This is a genomic window from Gramella sp. AN32 (assembly GCF_023718305.1).
Classification (GTDB): Bacteria; Bacteroidota; Bacteroidia; order Flavobacteriales; family Flavobacteriaceae; genus Christiangramia; species Christiangramia antarctica.
Window position 1 is genome coordinate 85,966 of sequence record NZ_QEYO01000003.1, and the last position, 20,635, is coordinate 106,600.

General features: G+C 38.8%; 16 protein-coding genes. 1 reads left to right on the forward strand and 15 read right to left on the reverse strand.

What is annotated here, in order from left to right; translation table 11 throughout:
- The first annotated feature begins 14 nt into the window (after window positions 1-14).
- Window positions 15-605, forward strand: coding sequence for a TetR/AcrR family transcriptional regulator (locus tag DHD80_RS04815; protein WP_251740014.1), 591 nt, complete (start codon window positions 15-17; stop codon window positions 603-605).
- A 7-nt stretch (window positions 606-612) separates the two neighbouring features.
- Here the strand turns inward: DHD80_RS04815 and DHD80_RS04820 are convergent, their stop codons facing one another.
- From DHD80_RS04820 to DHD80_RS04890, 15 genes are all read right to left on the reverse strand, one after another.
- Complete coding sequence (locus DHD80_RS04820; protein ID WP_251740015.1) at window positions 613-3,012, reverse strand: outer membrane beta-barrel family protein; 2,400 nt, start codon at window positions 3,010-3,012, stop codon at window positions 613-615.
- 402 nt (window positions 3,013-3,414) lie between these two features.
- The gene (locus DHD80_RS04825) at window positions 3,415-4,611 is read right to left on the reverse strand and encodes an acyl-CoA dehydrogenase family protein (protein ID WP_251740016.1); all 1,197 of its coding nucleotides are present in this window, start codon (window positions 4,609-4,611) and stop codon (window positions 3,415-3,417) included.
- Window positions 4,612-4,647: 36 nt separating this feature from the next.
- Window positions 4,648-5,385: a methanethiol S-methyltransferase gene (mddA, locus tag DHD80_RS04830; protein WP_251740017.1), complete on the reverse strand. Its 738-nt coding sequence runs from the start codon at window positions 5,383-5,385 to the stop codon at window positions 4,648-4,650.
- 110 nt (window positions 5,386-5,495) lie between these two features.
- Window positions 5,496-6,578, reverse strand: a complete 1,083-nt coding sequence (locus DHD80_RS04835; RefSeq protein WP_251740018.1) for a nickel-binding protein — start codon at window positions 6,576-6,578, stop codon at window positions 5,496-5,498.
- A 581-nt stretch (window positions 6,579-7,159) separates the two neighbouring features.
- Complete coding sequence (locus tag DHD80_RS04840) at window positions 7,160-7,747, reverse strand: hypothetical protein (RefSeq protein WP_251740019.1); 588 nt, start codon at window positions 7,745-7,747, stop codon at window positions 7,160-7,162.
- 717 nt (window positions 7,748-8,464) lie between these two features.
- The gene (locus DHD80_RS04845; RefSeq protein ID WP_251740020.1) at window positions 8,465-9,025 is read right to left on the reverse strand and encodes a nuclear transport factor 2 family protein; all 561 of its coding nucleotides are present in this window, start codon (window positions 9,023-9,025) and stop codon (window positions 8,465-8,467) included.
- Window positions 9,026-9,293: 268 nt separating this feature from the next.
- Window positions 9,294-10,670, reverse strand: a complete 1,377-nt coding sequence (locus tag DHD80_RS04850; RefSeq protein WP_251740021.1) for an FAD-binding oxidoreductase — start codon at window positions 10,668-10,670, stop codon at window positions 9,294-9,296.
- Window positions 10,671-10,814: 144 nt separating this feature from the next.
- Window positions 10,815-11,906 (reverse strand): nickel-binding protein, encoded by a 1,092-nt coding sequence (locus DHD80_RS04855; RefSeq protein WP_251740022.1) that lies wholly within the window; start codon window positions 11,904-11,906, stop codon window positions 10,815-10,817.
- A 176-nt stretch (window positions 11,907-12,082) separates the two neighbouring features.
- On the reverse strand, window positions 12,083-13,414 hold the full coding sequence (locus DHD80_RS04860) for a cytochrome P450 (protein WP_251740023.1): 1,332 nt from the start codon (window positions 13,412-13,414) through the stop codon (window positions 12,083-12,085).
- Between the two features lie 180 nt (window positions 13,415-13,594).
- Window positions 13,595-14,617, reverse strand: coding sequence for a Holliday junction branch migration DNA helicase RuvB (gene ruvB / locus DHD80_RS04865; RefSeq protein WP_251740257.1), 1,023 nt, complete (start codon window positions 14,615-14,617; stop codon window positions 13,595-13,597).
- Between the two features lie 118 nt (window positions 14,618-14,735).
- Entirely contained in the window at window positions 14,736-16,556 is a 1,821-nt protein-coding gene (locus DHD80_RS04870) for a cbb3-type cytochrome c oxidase subunit I (protein ID WP_251740024.1), read from the reverse strand.
- Window positions 16,557-16,573: 17 nt separating this feature from the next.
- Window positions 16,574-17,758, reverse strand: coding sequence for a cytochrome c oxidase subunit II (locus tag DHD80_RS04875; protein ID WP_251740025.1), 1,185 nt, complete (start codon window positions 17,756-17,758; stop codon window positions 16,574-16,576).
- Between the two features lie 33 nt (window positions 17,759-17,791).
- Window positions 17,792-19,366, reverse strand: a complete 1,575-nt coding sequence (locus tag DHD80_RS04880) for a quinol:cytochrome C oxidoreductase (RefSeq protein WP_251740026.1) — start codon at window positions 19,364-19,366, stop codon at window positions 17,792-17,794.
- Between the two features lie 18 nt (window positions 19,367-19,384).
- The gene (locus DHD80_RS04885) at window positions 19,385-20,101 is read right to left on the reverse strand and encodes a cytochrome c (RefSeq protein WP_251740027.1); all 717 of its coding nucleotides are present in this window, start codon (window positions 20,099-20,101) and stop codon (window positions 19,385-19,387) included.
- A gap of 9 nt (window positions 20,102-20,110) precedes the next feature.
- On the reverse strand, window positions 20,111-20,635 hold the full coding sequence (locus DHD80_RS04890) for a DUF3341 domain-containing protein (RefSeq protein ID WP_251740028.1): 525 nt from the start codon (window positions 20,633-20,635) through the stop codon (window positions 20,111-20,113).

Below are 20,635 nucleotides of genomic sequence, written 5' to 3' on the forward strand. Positions count from 1 at the left end.
AAGATATTTGTCTCATGAAAAATAAATATGTAAATACCGGCAGGAAAAACCAGAAGCTTAGGACTAGAGAGAAAATCCTCAAGAGTGCCCAGGAAATAATGAATAAGGGGAAAGATTTTAGCCTGGAAGACGTTGCAAATAATGCTTCCATTTCAAGGGCGACTATCTACAGGTATTACTCCAATGTTGAAATATTGGCTGCCGAAGCGGTATTGGACTTCAATACAAAAAGTTCGGAAGAAATATATGAAGAAGTTAAATCCCGGGAACTTTCAGAAGCTATCCTGGCCATCCAGGATTATTATAACCAGCTAACGGAAGACAATGAGGCCGGGTTCAGGAAATACCTAAGTGTAATTATAGATGCCCAGGCAGATAAACGCAGCCGGGGTGCACGGAGGAAAAACACCCTTTTGCTGGCACTTAAGCAAAAATCAAACAAACTCACCCCGAAGGAACGGGAAAATATAGCTAACCTGGCCACTGTTCTAATGGGAATCGAAGCCTTTATAGTTACCAAAGATGTTTGTGGGCTGAATAATAATGAATCCAAAAAATTACTTAAGTGGGGGTTGGAAAAAATACTGAAAGAGGTACTCAAATAAAGATGATCTAATTCACCCTTCCCTGCTCTTCATCAGAGCCGGAATCAATAGTCACATCTTTCAGCCTTCTGTTGCCGAAATTCCTGGTGTAGTTTAGCCGTATGCCCTGAAGCCCCAGGTGATAGTATCCTTCAAAATCAAAATCGGTTCCGGCTTCATCGGGATTTTGCCATTCCCATTTATAGGTATTTAACACATCAGTTCCCACCAGACTTAAAGTGCCGCCATTTTCGCCTAATTTTTTCTTTATTCCAAGATCAAAACGATATAAAGGCTGCAAATCAGTTAACCCCCACCAGGAGGGATTTGACTGGTAATTGGCATTAACTTCGAAAGAAAGATCATTTGGCATAAAGAAAGTAGCGGAACCCTGATAGCCGAAATTTAGATTTTTGAACAGGTCTTCATTTCCGTTGCCATACGGATTTATTTCAATATTAAATAATGAAATGGTATTCTGAAAATCCAGCCAGTCACCTACTTTTATAGGTAGGTATACCTGCCCACCATAACTTCGTAAATATTCGAGGTTCGCCGCTCGGAAAAGCTGTGTGCCTGTCTCTTCATCCAATTCGGGCTGAAAGGCCGCTATAAAATCTTTTGTGTGGCTGTAAGACAGGGAGACCCACCATTTTGCCGGCTGGAAACTGATCTCCAGATTATCTATGATTGCCGGGAGCAGATTCGAATTTCCAGAAAACAGGGTTTGTGGGTTCTGAAAAAAAGCAAAGGGTGCCAGGTCGTTAAAAGTAGGGCGGGCAATTCTTCTTCCGTAGGAAAAAGAAAGATTTCCATCTTCGCCTATTTTCCTGTTGGCGGTAAAATTGGGAAATATATTCCCATAGTCCCTGTCGACGATCAATGCCTCGCCGGGTGGACCCAGTTCTGTTAGCGTATGTTCATACCTGATGCCGGCAGCAAAATTCCATTTTTCATTGGGGTTGAATTCTGAAGAGATATAGCCGGCATATACATCCTCATCCAGAATAAGAAAGGCAGAAAGCCCTTCTAGGTCCCCCTGTAAGACATCACCTGACTGGGCTACCTGAAAATCATTTTCAAATTCGGAAAGGCTGGATTTAGCCCCGGTTTCCAGCTTCAGTTTTTCCGAAAGATTTACAGAATAATCTACTTTCCCTACCAGGATGCTTATTTCCGTATTCTTTCGGGTTTCAATAATATCCTTGAAGGTGTTCCTGCTTTGGAGATTCAGAAAACCAATGTCGAAAATCGCCGGTTGATCATTATCATAAAGCAAAACATCCACATAAACTGTCAAATCTGATCTGTCCGAAAATCTGTGATCCATACCCAGCCCAACCATACCATGTTTCCAATGGTTTTTTTCATCAATATCCCCCGTAAAACTGAGGGTAGAATCACGAGTTATTTCAATTAGGCCGCGGTTAGTATCGTTGGTTTTCCATTTATTATTAAAGCCGGCAAGCAACACATTGAGATCGGTTCTATCATTTAGGGAATAACTTGTTCCCAATCTTAAATTATGATTGAACTGGGAAGCATGCCTATCGAGCAAAGCTTCATTTATCAAAATTTCACCGTTGGTATTCAAGCGGTTAAGGGAGTACCACTCATTTTTATTTTGGCTTAAGCTCGAATTGTAATTTATAAAACTGTTCCACTTACCGGCCCGGTTGTTCAAGCTGAAATTAAGCCCGTAGCCCATATCATCATTATAGGCGAGGTGGCCGCCATAGCTGCCATTGGTGCCTGAAAATTCGTTTTCGAGCAGGTTGATGTTGATCAATGCCGCGCCGGAAGCCTCATATTTTGCAGGCGGATTGGTGATAAGCTCAATATTTTCGATATTTTCGGAGCTCATCCCGTTAAGCATCTGTATAACCGCGCTAGCCGGTAACCGGGAAAGCTTACCATTGATAAGCACCTGCACACCTTGTTTGCCATTGAGGGAAATACCACTATTTTGACGGTCTATCCCAACACCCGGACTTTTCTCCAGGATTTCCAATGCGGTTCCTCCGGCAGCGCTCACGGTATTCTGAACATTCACAATGAGCCGGTCAGGGCGTTTTTCAAAAAGCTGCTGCCTGAAACTCACTGTTACATCCTCCAACTGGTTCATAGCCACAGGAAGTTGAAAATTGTAATTGTTCTTACCGGATACAACTTTAATCTCACGGGTTTCATAGCCTAGTGACGAGACCCGTAAAAACCCATTAAAATCCTTATCTAATTTTAGTTCGAAAGTTCCCTCCTCATCCGTTGTTGTTCCCTTTACAAAAACCGAATCGGGTAGTGACAATAACATAACATTGGTAAATCCCAGGGGAATGGAATCCTCCTCCACTACCCGTCCAGTGATTTCCTGTTGGGAATAAAACAAGATTGGAAAAAGGCCAATTAGAATATGTAGATACTTTTTCATTTTATGGATTTAATGATGCATTGGCTATAATTTAAGGATCTGCCTGGATGGGGTTAGCTTTTTGTTCGGTACAGGGCACAAATTACCCGGCCGCTGAATTTCAACAGTGAAAATTGTATTTCTTAGAGTATGATTTTGAGTTTAAAATCCTCTCTAAATCACTACAGTTTGTATAGAAACTTTAATACAAGGGTTTCAGGCTTTCGCTAACGACAGTACCGAGAGTGTTTAACCCAACGGTACTCCATTAAATTAAGTTTTAAGATGGTTGTAAGGATCTTATTATCCAATTGACCTAGGCTGTGGTCATCGAAGTTCAGGGCTTTTGAGGCGAGTTTTGCAATTTTAATGTCTCTCTCACCAGTTCCTTTTATCTGGGCAAAATTCTTTTCCCGATAACCACTATCTGGGTTGGTAATCCAGATCCAATCCCAACATTCCTTTGGCGATGACCTCTCTGGTTATATAAGTATTGGATGGATGGATCCTTCCCAACCGCGCATCGCGAAATAAGCGTTCAAATCCTGAATTTCTTGAAATTCCATAGCCGCCCATGACATCCATGGCTTTATCTACAACCCTCCAAGCAGCTTCTACGGCATGGCATTTAGCTGCGAATATTTTAATGCCCCAGGCAGCTCCATAGGCTTTTCCCTGACTCCATTCACGGGCGATAGTATCCAAATGCGGCTCTATGGCTTCCAATTCCAATACCATGTCTGCAACGTCGCGTTGTATTCCTGGATGATATGCCATCGAGGGACGACCCAATGAAATTGATTTCTTTTTATGGAGCGTTTCTAATACCATATCAACCACCCTTTTTGCCAAACCAAAATAGATATTGCCAAATCCAATTAATGCCCAAGAAAAAATACCAAGAACGAAACCATCAATTCCGTTAAACCCTGCCGGAACTTTTCTTACAATATATTTATCCTGTATCATTACATCATTTAAAATAGTATCATCTGAGCGAGTTGCCCGCATTCCCATAACATTATCCCAGGTCTTTTTTATTTCAAAATTTTGAGTATCCCTGGGCAAAAAAGCATGAATTATCGTTGGGTTTTCTGAATCGCTATTGTCCTGTCCGTGAAAGCCGAGATAATCCCATACCGGGGTTAGACTTCCAAACATTTTATGGCCCGTGAAGCTGTATCCTCCTTCAACTTTTTCCGCTTTACAGGTTGAATATAAAACGGGAATATCATTACCTGATTCTCCATGTCCTGCGGCAAAAACTTTTCCCCGCCCAGCTTCTTCCAGCACCCATTGTATGGATTTGTCCCCTTGACGATATAGGTCTGCAATTAAACCCGTCCAATAAATATGCATATTAAGTGCCAGTGCGGTGGGTGCAGCATGGTATGCCAGCTTTCTGGTGAGTGTCTCACACTCGTCCATGAGCATCCCATAGCCACCAAATTCTTCAGGTACTGCAATTAGCAAATAACCTGCACCCTTGAGTTCCTCAAAATCTTCTTGAAAAAAAAGGTTGTTGGCGTCATAGTGTGCGGCTCTTTCTTCGCAACTTTTAAATATTCCTTCCAAATTAATTAAAAGTTCTTTTTTATCTTTTTCCATTGTTGGTTCCATGATCGTATTTTTTATATTTAATTATATTTTGAAACTTTAATTTGAGCTTTTGGAAAACGGAATAAACATGGGCACTTTCTTTTGATATATTTCATAGGGCTCCCCAATATGCTTTATCAAATCCTTTTCTTCCAAATATTTTACTGCAACAATGATATAGAACGTGGTGGTGACCGTGAATATAAGATGCCCTACGGTCATAACAGGGGTGGACCAAAATGCGATCAAAAATCCTAACATAATAGGATGACGTACTATTTTATAAAAGAAATTTATTTGAAAAGCTGGAGATTTAGCTGAGATATTTTTTAGATTATCAAAGATTTGCTTTAACCCAAACAACTCGAAATGATTGATCATAAATGTTGAAAGCAAGACAATAAGCCAGCCCAAAAAATATAATCCGATTACAATTGCTGAAATAGTGGCATTTTCTATCTCCCACACCACAGTCTTTAGGGGTCGCCATTGCCAGTAAAGGAATATTAACGCTAAACTTGAGGATAATACATAAATACTTCGCTCTATAGTTTTCCCCACTATTTTAATCCACCATTTTTTAAATACCGGCCTGGCCATTACACTGTGCTGTACTGCGAAAATACTTAACAGAGCCAGGTTTATTAAAATTGATGGCGCAAGTGCATTTTCTACGCCCGAATCTATTGACTTCGGAACTAATATATTCCCAACAAATCCAATTGCATAAAGAAACGATATTAAAAAAAGGAGATATACTAAGATGCCAAAAATAAAAGCTATTATCTTACTCATCACATTCATTTTTACAGGTTTAACTCTATAAAAGTATCCTGCTTTTTTATTAAAAGCTTCTACATTCTATTCAAAAATTAGTGATTTTGGTTCAAAAGAAATTTAACGTATTAACACATACGTTTATATGCGGAAGGCAGGAAGTGATAAGTTTCCAAAAAACATTTCGAAAAATAACCCGGACTACTAAACCCTGAATCAAATGCTGCCTGCGAAACATTTAAACCTGAGTTTCTCATTAATTCCATAGCTTTCTCTAGTCTAAACTCCTTTATCAATAGATTAGGGGATTTCTTGATTAAGATCTCCGTGATTCTATACAATCCCGATTTGCTTACACCCATGTGCTTGCAAAAATCAGTGACATTAAAATTTGAATTCCCACTCTCTTTCTCCAAAACATCAAGAAGTTGATCCAGTATTTTTTCATCGCTGGTAGATAAGGTGATAATTTGGTGATTAATTTGATTGAAATAATTTTTATGGGTTATTTCCTTTATTATTGATGCTACAGCAATTTGTTTGTTATTTATAGTGTAAAATAATCGCTTTGCGAATTGTATCGTATCACCAAATAATTCACTACTTGTAGCTACTGGCATCCCAGCATGTACACTCATTTTTACATTCAATAATTCCTGTATTTCTTTGGAAATTACTTTTTGCATGGCTATAGCACACGCCACCGCATTGAAGGTGGAGGTAAAACTTATAATATTTACATCAGTATATTCAACCTCGCGACCCCCATGGGCTTCAGCCTGGCGTTGTAAAAACTTTTTATATTTTGAAACTATTTTTTTTACTTTCTCTCTACCCAGGCGATGGGTCAAAATTATAGTGTCTAAGTTATTTATCACCAGGAGTACTCTAAACGCAGGATCGTTAAATACTTTTAATTGACTTTCTAAAACGTCTGAAGTTTCGGGATCATAAATTCGCCCCAGAAAAGATTCAACAACAGTACTATTTACTTCAATAATTTGATGCGTCATCAATCCATGCGCTTTGTCATGAAGTTCTTTAACCTTTTGCGGATTTGGGGCATCAATCAAACAAAATGCGCTATTTCTCGATTCATCTACCCAATAGGTCATACAGTTACAACCATATTCTTTTTGGATCAATAAATCTTGCCTATGTGCTTCTGCTGCACCTTTGGCAGTAATTCCAGGGACAATATGAAGATCCATATAAATTGGCAACTCGTTTTCTCCTAATGATTATAGTAAATATATTGGTTTAGTGTTTAAAATTCTAAACTTCAGCACTTTAAATCCTATCAAGAAATTTATATGGTAGTACTTTTTTCCTTTAAGCTTTCTCCGGCACCGGGGCGGAATCCCCTACAGTCCCAGCCCTAAAATTCACCTATCTCCTTTTTAAAACTGAAAGAAAAACTCCTTCAGTATATCTTTTATCACAAAGCGGTATTCCCTCTGTATGCATTTTTACTGATTATATAGAGATCCTTATTTAGAAATTCCCGAAGGTCATAATTGGGTAAAAGGAGATAACGGTCGCTAGGTTAGGAGGAGCCCGGCGTTAATAAAAACAATTCTCTCTATAGTGCATTTCGCCCTGTATGTTTTTTTTACCAGTATTTCAGCCTTAGAGTTTCTGCGTCAAGGAACTTAGCTTTGGAAATACCACAAAAAAAAGCCGAGGCGGTTCGCTTCGGCTTTGACTAAATTGGTATCTCATCGTTTCGATCCTACTAAGCTTAATTAGGCTTAAACTTAAAAAGTCTAATTAGTAGGACTAATGTTTGGAGCTAATCTACATCGGGATTAGTGGCTGCAAACACCCCATCAAGGTTTTCCAATCCTACCCAGACATGCAAGGTCCAGGCGGGGACATCGGGATTATAATGCCACTCATCTTGATCCCCAATGAATCCTTCTGGTGCAGGCCCTTCAGGGGGAATTCCAAAAATTAAATATTCCACTCCTGCAAATTGCATTTTACCCTCTTCAGTAGAAATATACATTAAGGCTTCTGGTTTTTCCAACTCAAATATACCATCTGCATACTTGGGATTTAAATAGTGAATTCCCATTCCTGGCACATGCTCGGTTACCTGAAGCTCCCATCCCTGTGCTAGACCTACGCGGAAATTATGAAACCTTTGTGTTTTTTGCTCTAGCCTTTTAATTTGGCCCTGCCATGTTTCAAAATGAATTCCCATTTTTAGATCAACCGTCGTTAAATCTGAACTTACATCTTCAGGGACAAGACTTACTTCGTCCATGCTACAAGACGAAATGTAAAATGAAAAAAAGAATAAAAGAATTATTCCCCTAAATTTAAGGCTAAAGAGCCTTCCCGAATGCTTCTGGACATTAAAAGTTTTGTGTTTCATACTATATTGATTTTAATTGTTTTTAGAATTAAACTTTTTAACTTCACTTAAATGGGGGCTACTACAAGAATGTTTGGATGATTGACTAAAGAACTGAACGTTTTTGATAGGATATTTTATTATTTGCACTTAACAGGCTGATCCTGTTAAAACCACGATGACTTATTGTATTCTAAAACATTATTCTTCAGCGAATTACTTGGTGAAAAAAAATTATGCTGTTTAAGTATCTAATTATCAGAACTTTAATTATTTAAAATTATCTCATTATTATATTAAAGGATTCTACATTTGATTCAAATAGTAGTAATTTTAGATCAAAAGACATTAACGTACTTAACATATACGTCTATAAGCGGAGGGCAAGGGATATGTTTATAAAAAAAGCATTTCGAAAAATATTCGGACTATTCAACCAGGAAGCAAATTCTGCCTATAGAACATTTGAATGTGGGGCTTTCATTAATTACATGGCCTTCTGTAATCTAACCTTTATCACTGCTTGGAACAGTTCAGAAAATTATACTTCGGGAAGAACCAGCAAGGTTGGATCCAATAGCTATCGAGCCCTGGAATTTCTTTTTCTAAAAATTGTATTTCCATTTCATGTTTGTTATTGGATCTTTTTCCCATGTTTTCCAACGGTTTATATATAGTAATAGCGATTTGAATTGAAATTCAAATCGCTATTACTTATACTTGTTTTGTAGTATGATATTAAAGCAGCGGAGAATGATGTTCATGAACAATTTTCCATTTACCTTTTGTTTTAACAAATAGCAAGGTTATTTGATTGTTAATTATAACAGGTTCTGTCCCTTCTCCAAACCTTAAACGAAAATCGGAGTGAAAGGTTACATTAGCTACATTCCCATAATATACCGCAACTTGCAAATCATTTGCATCAAACCTGACTACTTCCGTCACAGAACCAAAAACCGTGCGTTCATAAGCTTCATTTGCTTCACCTCCATTTCTTAAGGCCCCGTCTTTGAATTCGGTAAACTTAGGTCCATATGCATGAAAAGAGATGAGAAGATCCATATCCCCATCAATAATACTTTGTGCAATGGCTTCGAAAGTCTCTATGACCTCTTGTTTTGCTTGCGGAAACGCTTGGGAAGTTACTGAAGAACCTTTGCCTTCATTTGAGATCTTGGATGAAAATGTACTTTGGGAAATTAATTCTGATTCTTCAGTAGTGTCATCATTATCCGAACAACCATATAAAAATAAAAAGGATGTTAGAATTACTGTTAATACAAGTTTTGTTTTCATAATAAATATATTTAAATGATTAATTTTCTAGTTTTTATATTAAAGCTTAAGCACTGTCTTTTCGATTTAATTATAATCAAGGCCTTGCCTCAAGAATTTAATTAAAAGGTGTTTCCGCAGCACTTCACTTGGAGTGCACAATAATGATAATTTGAGTTGTCCGCACATTCGCCTGGCCATAGCATTAGAGCATTGGATTCAGACTGTATCGTTTCAATGCATGAGGGGGATTAAAATTTGCCCTTAGAGATTACTTTCATTTAAATAATTACTCCGAACCAGGTTTAATATTTTGATTAACGTGGAAAAAGTTTGTAGGGTCGTACTTTGTTTTGACCTTTACGAGCCGATCGTAATTATCTTTGTATGAAGCTTTAATCCTATCCTGGCCTTCATTCATCATAAAATTAACATAGGCCCCTCCCATAGCATAAGGTTTCAAAGCATCAAAATAGTTTTTGCACCAATTTGTTACCTTATCAGCATTGGCAGGATCTGGATCGACTCCGACTATAACCTGAGACCACCGAGCTTCGCGATTAGCCCAGGCAGTATCGTCACTACCCTTAGCATGGACTCTGCCATCTATAGGGTAAAAATGAGTTGTAGAGTGCATAGATGGAACTTTTGAACCATAGTCTATGTTTGTTTTGATGGCATCTTCACTTAATTCCTTAATATAATGGGCGCGCCAGTACCATTGCAGTCCGGGTGGGTACAAAGCATCGAACATTCCATTTAAATTCTTCATAGGAATATCCCCGACAAAATCCATTATAGGCGGGCCAAATTCTCGTATAGGTTTAAAAACTTCTTTCGCTTTCTCACGTGGTCCGGTATAATTCCAAACTACGCCGCACACGTTTTTGTTCCATAGATGTTCTGGAAAAGGTTCTGCTGGAGGTACTATCAAAAATGCAAAAAAACCATATAGATCGTTAGAGGCATTTTTGGTAATGGAATCGTAGAATTTCATTGCTTCTTCTGCCATTTCTATAGGCCAAAACATAGGTCCTGCATAAACATCCTTAACTTCTATAAGCTCAAATTTAAAGGATACCACGATTCCGAAGTTGCCTCCTCCACCTCTAAGGGCCCAAAAGAGATCAGCGTTTGTATCCTTATTGGCAGTGACCAAATCACCATTTGCCAAGACTACTTTACATTCCAATAAATTATCAATCGTTAATCCTGCTTTTCTGCTTAGGTAACCAATGCCCCCACCCAAGGTTATTCCACCCATCCCGGTTGTCCCGATTATACCGCTTGGGAGTGCAAGACCATGTTCGTATGTAGCTGCATCTACCTCACTTAAGGTATTGCCAGGCTCTATGATGGCAATTTTTGTGGTGGGGTCTATATTTAATCCTTTCATATCGGAAAGATCTATGACCAAACCATCATCGATCAACGCAAGGCCTGCACCATTATGCCCACCGCTGCGAATGGAAACCTCTATTTTGTTCTTTCTTGCAAAGTTTACGGTATCAACGACATCGACCACGTCCTTGCATTTCACTATAATTGCAGGTTTTATATCTATCATGGCATTATAGATGGATCTAGCCTCATTGTAATTGTCATCTTCAGGCAAAATTATTGTGCCGTCAATGGAGGTTTTCAATTGGGTGATTTGTTCTCTCATGGTGATAGTTTGTTATAGCTGTAACTGCTAATGAATGAGCTACTGAATTTATATGCTCTAAATTACTGGGCAATGGTAAAGTGAACCCAGGTTAAATCGTTCAAAATCATGAAAGTTTGATTCATTTAAGCAGAAAAAAAGGAACTAGACTAATTTGGAGGGGCAAATCCCAAACTTTTGGGAGAAACATTTAGAGAAGTAAGAAGGATCATCATAACCCACTTTATAGGCTACCTCAGAAACGTTGAGATTGTTATCCTTGATAAGGTTAAATGCGGTACGCATTTTTAGGTCCCGTATAAAATTTAGGGGAGAACGCCCTGTAAGGGATTTTATTTTTCTATATAGTTGGGGCCTACTTAGTCCAATATCCTGACTTATTGCCTCTATCGACAATTTTTCGGTGGTGGGGTTGGATTCTGTATAACGCCAAAAATTACCAATAAAAGATTTTTGTCTTTCATTTAAAACCTTAATTTTATTTTGATCAAACTTTATCAATTGAAATGAACACAATTTTTTAAAGCCTTGCGATATTACTATTTGACTTTTATTCGCTATCAAACTAAGCTGTTTGGTATATACAATAGAATCTTTAAAAAAACCATCGGACATTGTTACCGGCTGACCTTCATTGAGACCCATTTTGTAAGTTATGTTCCAATCCTTGACACCAAGGTTGCGGTTAAATATCTTTTGAATTTCTAGAGTACATTTTAAGGCACTTTCAGAATCCTTAAAAACAGATATAAGGCTATCATCAGAGAGATTTTCCACTAATTCCCCTTTAAATTTATTTATAAGTTTCTGAGCTTGTTTCCTGGGTACTTCGGGAAAAATGAATTTGTTTAGGTCAGAATGACTATTCAAGGACGTATTTACCACAATGTCCAAAACCATTATAAATCTATAGCCTGAATCTATTTCCCCGTTTTTGTCATAAACTATACCGTGATTTACTGGAAGATTTTCGCCCATAAACAAGTTTAACATTCCGGGCTGTACCTCAATAATATTACATGCAATAGCGCCATGGGCCTCTTCATGAACTTTTACACAAGCTTCGGGATTGGGTCCTTCAATTAAGCAAAATACAGACCCCGTCTTTTTATTTACCCAAAATTGATGGTATTTTACGCCATACCTATCCTGGGTTGCCTTATCGGACATATGGGCGGCTTTCACCTCCTCTACGGTAACTCCAGGGAAAATATGGTAATCCATATATATTGGCATGGCTAAAAACTTGAATTATAAATATACAAAATATTGATTTACAGAGATGTATGTAAATAAAAGATCTCTAATCCTATAGGGTTGACCAACTGACGATCTTTGGAGATCTTATGAAGATTGATGAACATGCTGCAATTTTGAGAAATTGTAATTGTTGAAATAAACATCAGGCAGCATTACCTTTTCATGAATTTCAGGATAGCATTTTTCGGCTTGAGAGTTATCAACGGTGTAATTTCTATCTCTGAAAATTCAGGATAGATTTTGTAATTTTTTACAAGTTCCTGAACGGCAATGATCATTTCAAACATGGCGAAATTGTTTCCTATACACTTTCGGGGTCCGGCACCAAATGGAAAATATTGCGAACTGTATTTATTCCCGGCATTCTCAAAACGCTCCGGCATAAAATTGTTTGGATCCTCCCAAAGATCGGGATGCCTGTGTATTTCGTAAAGTGAAAATAAAAGATTGGATTTAGGTTCTAAATGAATTTCTTCAAAATCGTCAGCTTCTACATTTATCCGATCAATAAAATAGGCCGGCGGATACAATCGCATCCCTTCTTCTATAACCTGTTGGGTGATTTTTGACTGAGCAAGGACCATCATGAGATCATCATTTTCAGACTCCAGAATTTTAATTTCTTCTGAAATTTTTTCCTGCCATTCCGGATGCAACGCCAGGAGTTGAAATATAAAAGTGAGCGCATTGGATGTCGTTTCATGGCCTGCGGTAAATAAGATCAAAATTTCATCTAACAACTGGCCCTGGTCCATAAAATTTCCATCCTCATATCTCGCTTCCAAAAGCATATCCAAAAGATCTCCATGTTTTTCCTGAGAATTCTTTCTTTCATTTACCAGTTTCAACAAAATCCGTCGGGCATCTTCGGTAAGTTCAACATGTTCCTTTATTTGACCACTGCCTTTAAACCACCAGCCTAAATATGGCTGGCGCAGTTCTTTAACCAGCATTTTCTGTGCAGCTTCGGTGATGTATTGAAGCCTATTAATTTCCTTTTGACCGGCCGCGCTACTGAATAATGATTTCACTACAGACTGGAAAGCGAGATCATTAAAAATTGGAAAAATATCCATTTTCTCGCTGGTTTCTATCCGCTTATATTCTGTGAGAATGGCCTGCTTCACAGATTCCATAAGATTGGCCAGTTGTTTTTTATGAAATGCCGGCTGAATAAGTTTTCGCTGTTTTTTCCAAAGTTCACCTTCAGCAGTTAATAAACCTTCTCCAAGATATTTTACCATATCTTCAGTTTGGATCTTAGACTTTACATAATTTCGCTGGTTTTTCTGAAGTACATATTCGGCTAAAGCAGCATTTCTGGAAAAAATAACCGAATTGCTAAAACCGATATTAAGGCGAAAAGTATCTCCTTTCTCCGTAAAATTCTGATGATGAAAAGGCAGAGGGTTCTTTAAAATATTAGCAGAATGCTTCAGAAATTTTAATAGTGAAATCTCAGGAATCTTTTTATTATTTTTCATTGGGCTTTTGCTTTTCCATGAGGGCTTCGACTGCCCTTCGACTTCGCTCAGGACAAGCTGCTCAGCCTGACAATTTTGAAAATCCCTTTTGGACATCGACTTTAATTTATCCTGAGCGAAGCCGAAGGACTCAGCCTGACCGTCAAAAAAAACTAATAGCCTTAATATTCCGGATATCTATCAAAAAAGGCCACCCTGCGTGCTTCCTTTAACCCTGCCTAAGTGTTTATAGGCTGCCTCGGTAACTTCCCTGCCACGTGGAGTCCTATAAATAAATCCCTGTTGGATTAAAAAGGGTTCATATACTTCCTCAATAGTTTCAGCACTTTCGCTTACGGCTGTGGCCAGGGTTGAAATTCCAACCGGACCGCCTTTAAATTTGTCTATTATGGTGGTTAGAATTTTATTGTCCATTTCATCAAGCCCATGTGCATCTACATTCAAAGCCTTCAGCCCAAATTTGGCAATTTCCATATCAATCTTTCCATTGCCCTTAATTTGGGCAAAATCACGGACTCTTCTAAGCAATGCATTGGCGATACGCGGTGTCCCCCTACTTCTTCCGGCAATTTCAATTGCGGCGTTCTGTTCTATGGGCACTTTTAAAATTTCAGCACTTCTTTCCACAATTCCCGATAACAGTTCGGTGGAATAATATTGCAACCTACTGGAGATACCAAACCTAGCACGCATGGGCGCGGTTAAGAGACCGCTACGGGTTGTTGCCCCAATCAAGGTAAAAGGATTCAGATTAATTTGAACCGTTCTCGCATTCGGTCCGGTTTCGATCATGATATCGATACGGTAATCTTCCATTGCAGAATATAAGTATTCCTCTACAATCGGGCTTAAGCGGTGTATTTCATCAATAAACAGAATATCCCTTTCCTCAAGGTTGGTCAAGAGTCCGGCGAGATCCCCGGGCTTATCCAAAACAGGGCCTGAAGTCACTTTGATCCCTACCTGTAATTCATTAGCCAGGATATTGGCAAGGGTCGTTTTTCCTAAACCAGGAGGACCATGAAAAAGGGTGTGATCCAAAGCTTCCCCACGCATATTTGCCGCCTGCACGAAAACCTGTAAATTTTCCAGTACCTGCTCCTGACCCGCAAAATCATCAAAACTTAAGGGCCTCAGCGCTCTTTCGACATCAAATTCTTCAGAAGAAAAATTTTCTCCGGAAGCATCAAGATTTTCGTTGATCATATTTAAATTGAAGGAATTTCTATTGATTAGAATCCGTATACAGTTCTACCAAATATAAAGAAAAAAGCCCCTTTTGTTGAAAAAGGAGCTCTTTGTTTTGTTTGAACTAAGTTGGCTAATGATTCATTTCTTCCTCGTTCTCCAAGAGTGGTGTGGTTTGCGGAATAAAATCCTGACCAGTGATCACATATTCTCCATCTTCGTTCATTTTTGAATAGTCATAAGGCCACCTGTAAACTGATGGGATTGCTCCCGGCCAGTTACCATGCATATGCTCTACCGGGGTAGTCCATTCCATGGTTGTTGATCTCCATGGATTTTGCACTGCTTTTTTTCCGAAGAAAATAGAGTGGAAAAAGTTATATAAGAATACCAATTGAATAGCTGCCGTGATAATAGCGGCGATGGTAATGATCACATTCACATCGGCATAATCATCAAAATAAGGGAAATTGGTATTGGTATAATATCTACGCGGTAAACCGGCGATCCCTATAAAGTGCATGGGAAAGAATATCCCATAAGCACCCACGGCCGTAACCCAGAAGTGAATATAACCCATGTTCTTGTTCATCATTCTTCCAAACATTTTTGGGAACCAATGATAGACCCCAGCTAAAAGGCCATATAAAGCGGAGATACCCATAACCAGGTGAAAATGCGCTACCACAAAATAGGTGTCATGTACGTTAATATCTAAAGTGGAATCCCCTAGAATAATCCCGGTCAAACCACCGGTAATAAATGTGGAGACAAATCCTATAGAAAACAACATGGCCGGGTTCATTTGCAAATTCCCTTTCCACAAAGTTGTGATCCAGTTAAAAGCTTTTACAGCTGAAGGAATCGCGATCAATAAAGTTGTAAAGGTAAACACCGATCCAAGGAATGGGTTCATACCAGAAATAAACATATGGTGCCCCCAAACAATAGTAGATAAAAAGGCAATCGCCAGGATTGAGGCTACCATGGCTCGATAACCAAAAATTGGTTTCCTGGAGTTGGTGGCCATTATTTCGGAAACAATACCCATCGCCGGAAGAATTACGATATATACCTCCGGGTGACCCAGGAACCAGAACAGGTGTTCAAAAAGTACCGGTGAACCACCCTGATGTGCCAATACTTCTCCCTGGATAAAAATATCACTTAAAAAGAAGGAAGTTCCAAAACTACGGTCCATAATAAGCAGCAATGCTGCAGATAATAAAACGGGGAAAGAAACAACCCCAATAATTGCGGTTACAAAGAAGGCCCAAATTGTAAGCGGAAGCCTGGTCATAGACATTCCCTTCGTTCTAAGGTTGATAACGGTAACAATATAGTTAAGGGAACCCATTAGGGACGATGCGATGAAAATAGCCATGGATACCAGCCATAGAGTCATTCCAGTACCCGATCCACCAATTGCCTGTGGCAAAGCACTAAGCGGAGGATAAATCGTCCATCCCGCAGATGCTGGCCCTGCTTCTACAAATAAAGAAGAGAGCATGATCACACTGGAAGTAAAAAACAACCAGTAAGAGATCATATTTAAAAATCCTGAAGCCATATCACGGGCCCCAATTTGAAGCGGAATCAATAAGTTACTAAAAGTACCACTTAAACCTGCGGTTAATACAAAGAATACCATGATGGTACCGTGAATGGTAACCAGGGCAAGGTAAATACTTGGGGTCATGACACCATCTGGAGCGAACCTTCCAAGAAAGAATTCGAATACCCAGAAAGACTTTTCTGGCCAGGCAAGTTGCAATCTAAACAGGACAGACATAGCTATACCTATAATACCCATGATCAAACCTGTAATAAGATATTGCTTGGCAATCATCTTATGATCCTGGCTGAAAATATACTTTGTTATAAAAGTTTCTTTGTGATGATGTCCGTGATCGTCGTGGTGATCGTGTGCCGGTGCGCTTGCAATTGCTGACATATCTTTAATTCTTTATCTTAATTTTGTTCGTTATCTGCTACAACAGCCACATCATTCTGTGGTTGCTCACTATTTTCCTGATTTTCCGCTGGCTCTTCTGTAGGTGCATTTGCGTTTTCTGAATCGCTGGCATTTTGCTTGGCCATAGTTTCAGAAAAAGATTCCTGCTCGGCTATCCAGGCTCTATAATCTTCTTCAGATTCTACAATAATTTTCATTTGCATATTGTAATGACCCTGTCCACAAATTTTATTACAAAGCAGGAAGTATTCAAATTCATACGAATCTAAAGGAGATTCTCCCGTTGCAGCCAATACTTTATTTTTGTCGTTTCTAATTTCATTCACCCTTCTTACTTTATCCACCATATATTCACTTTGGCGCATTTCTTCGGAAGTGATTGTTGGCGTGAAACTAAACTGAGTGATCATTCCGGGCACCACGTTCATTTGCGCCCTAAAAAAGGGAAAATAAGCTGAATGCAACACATCCTGAGAGCGAAATTTGAACAAAACCGGCTGGTTCACCGGAAGGTGTAATTCAGTCACAATTTTATCGTCTTCACCATAAGAATCAGATTCATCCACACCCAGCTGGTTTACGCCTTCAATAAAACGAACATTCGCTTTTCCTAAGGTATTATCCTCTCCCGAATATCGTGCTCTCCAGGCAAATTGATAGGCATAAAGCTCAATGACCATAGGATCTTCATCTTCGTTGATATTCATAATATCACTCCAGGTGAAAAGTCCGTAAAGAATAAGGCCCGCTAAAACAATTACCGGTATAATCGTCCAGATCGCTTCAAGAAGATTATTATCAGCATAAAACAGGGCTTTTTGTCCCTTTTTACCTTTGTATTTATAGGCGAAATAATGTAAAAGTCCCTGGGTTATTATTTGAACCACCATGATCAAAGCAATGGATACAAACATTAAGGTATCATATTCACTACCATGATCTGAAGCAGATTCCGGCAGGTAAAATTTCCCATATTCCCAGAAACAGTAAATACTTATTACATATAAAAAGATTACAAAACCTAACATGAGGATACCGTTCCATCGGTTATCCTTATCGCTTGCAACCTCTGAAGTATCTGTATCTGCTTCGTGTGTTTTGGACAACTGAAAGATCTTAGAGATCTGCCAACCTGTAACGGCCAAAAGTGCGAGTACTATGATTACTAAAAATACGGTCATTTTATAAGTTCTTCTTTAAACAATCAATCTTTATTAATAATGGTAGTGTTTACTTTCCTCGATAAAAGGATTTCTGCTTACCAGTAAGGGTGCTTTGGTTAACGCACTGAATACAATGAAAACAAACAATCCTGTAAAGAATAGCAATGCACTTATTTCCGGGATTCCAATAAACCAGGATTCCCCTACAGTAGCCGGCATCACCAATACATATATATTGATATAATGACCGAATAATAAAATAAGCCCAGTCATGATCACAAACCAGTTCACTCTCTTATAATCGCTGTTCATCAATAGCAAAACAGGTAAAAGGAAGTTTGTGGCCAGCATTCCAAAGAATGGTAACTGGTAATCTTCAATTCGCTGAATGAAATAAACTACTTCTTCAGGAATATTGGAATACCAAATCAACATGAATTGTGAGAACCAAAGGTAAGTCCAAAAAATACTCATCCCAAACATGAATTTCGCCAAATCATGAATATGACTATCATTTACAAATTCCAGATATCCTCTTGATTTTAAATAAATACTAATAATGGCAATAGTGGTGATCCCAGATACGAACAAACTGGCGAAAACAAACCATCCAAATAGCGTACTAAACCAGTGCGGGTCTAAACTCATGATCCAGTCCCAGGACATCATCGATTCAGTAACAATAAAGAATACTAAAAATCCGGCGGCCAGTTTAAAATTCTTTTTGAAGTAATATAAATCATCAACATCGGCATTATCTAATTTCCTGGAATTCTTGACCATTAGATATCTGAAGAAACACCATCCACCTAAATAAATAGCTGCCCTTATGAGAAAGAAAGGAACATTCAAGAAGGCAGTTTTATTTTGAATAATCTCGTCGTGTGCCACGATATCCGGATCCATCCAGATAAAAAGATGGTTCAACTGTAATCCTGAAAGTACTAGTAAAAGAAATACAATAAGCCCTCCCGGAAGCAGGTAAGCGGTAATAGCTTCCATTACCCTAAAAAGTACCGGGGACCATCCTGCCTGTGCAGCGTACTGAACGGCATAAAAAGCCATTACCCCAAGGGAGATCATAAAGAAAAAGAATGCCGCAACATATAATGCTGCCCATGGCTTATTCTGTAATTGTTGTAAAATATGTTCATAATGTTCATCTCCATGTTCTGCTTCTGCGCCATGCGCTTCCCCGCCATCGTGATCTTCTCCATGAACAGCAGCTGCACCTTCTTCATGGTCCTCATGGGCCATATTTCCCTGTGCATGCGTCGCGGTTGCCGTTGTATCTTCTTCTGAAGCAGATGCATCATGATTTGTTTCAGTTTCTGTAGAATCTGAAGCTGTAGCAGTTTGATTGGCTTCAGTATTCATAGAATCTGAGTTCGTATGATTTTCTTCATCTGTATGAAGGGCGGCGTTATTTCCGCCGGGAAGTTGTTCCACATTAACTTTCTCAGCATGATCTGTAGCCTCTTCTCCGTGTTCACCATGAGAAGCCATCATTTCCTTTACTTCTTCTACGGTTTCCGGTGCGGCGATAAACCCATAAATGAGACCTATTGCGCCCACAATCATAAAAATGATTGCTGTTAATCTTAATTTACTGGATAGCGTATACATATCTATAGATCTAAATCTTTATTCTTGAGTTTCAGTTTGATTTTCTTCAGTCGCCCGGGTATTTGCTCCTGATTGGCCCTGGTCAACATCCTCCCCCTCTTTATAAATATCAGCATCGGCTCTTGAAGGAAGAAGCTGAGTTTTAGCTGTTTCCTTCTCAAATTCCCTTTCAGGAGCACCATCTAATGAATTTTTCAAACTCATTACATAATGATCTATTTGCCAACGTTCTTCAATGGTTGTTTGCGAGGCATAAGAACCCATATTGTTCAAACCATAATACATAACGTGATAAACACTACCTTCAGTAATTGCCCTACCAGCGTCATTATAAGAAGGCACACCAAGAATTTTCTCACGCTCTACCAATTTACCTTTTCCATCACCTTTATCACCGTGACAAATGGCACAATAAATAGTATATAATTGTTTTCCTTCGTTCAGGTTATCTTCGGTATAAGCAAGGGGATTGGTTAATCCTGATTTTGCTGCTGCTGCATCCTGAGGATTGTTTTGATATTCATAAGGCATCCAACCCCTAGGAATTGAATTCTCAACCGGGAGTTTAGCTTCCTGCCCATTTTCAAAGACTGTGTATTCCCCGTAAGCTTCATAACTCACCGGCTCATACATATCTGGCATATACTGATAGTTTGGGCTATCTTTATCATGGCAGGAAGTGACCATAACCGCGAAAAGAAGTAATGCTATAGTTTTATGGAATAAACTTCTCATTATCACTATTTATTTTTCAATTAAATTAATTTCAGCTGCACCTGTATCATATAGAAAATTTGTAAGATCATTCACATCATGGTGTGAAGCATCTATTTCTACAAGGAACATATCATCTGTAGTCCTCAAATCGGGATTTTCAGCTTTCTTAAACGGCCATAATTTACTTCTCATATAGAACGTGATCACCATTAAGTGAGCAGCGAAAAATACCGTTAATTCAAACATGATGGGCACGAATGCCGGCATGTTCTGGATATAACTAAAACTTGGCTTACCCCCAATATCCTGTGGCCAGTCTTCGATCATTATAAAATTCATCATGGCCACCGCAACACCAAGGCCAACAATTCCATACATAAAGGATGCAATGGCTATTCTGGTCGTTGCAAGCCCCATTGCTTTATCGAGCCCGTGAACCGGAAAAGGTGTATAAATTTCACCAATATGATATCTCCCTTCGCGAATTTGCTTTACTGCCTGCAGAAGCAAATCATCGTCATTGTAAAGAGCGTGTATTACTTTAGATGCCAT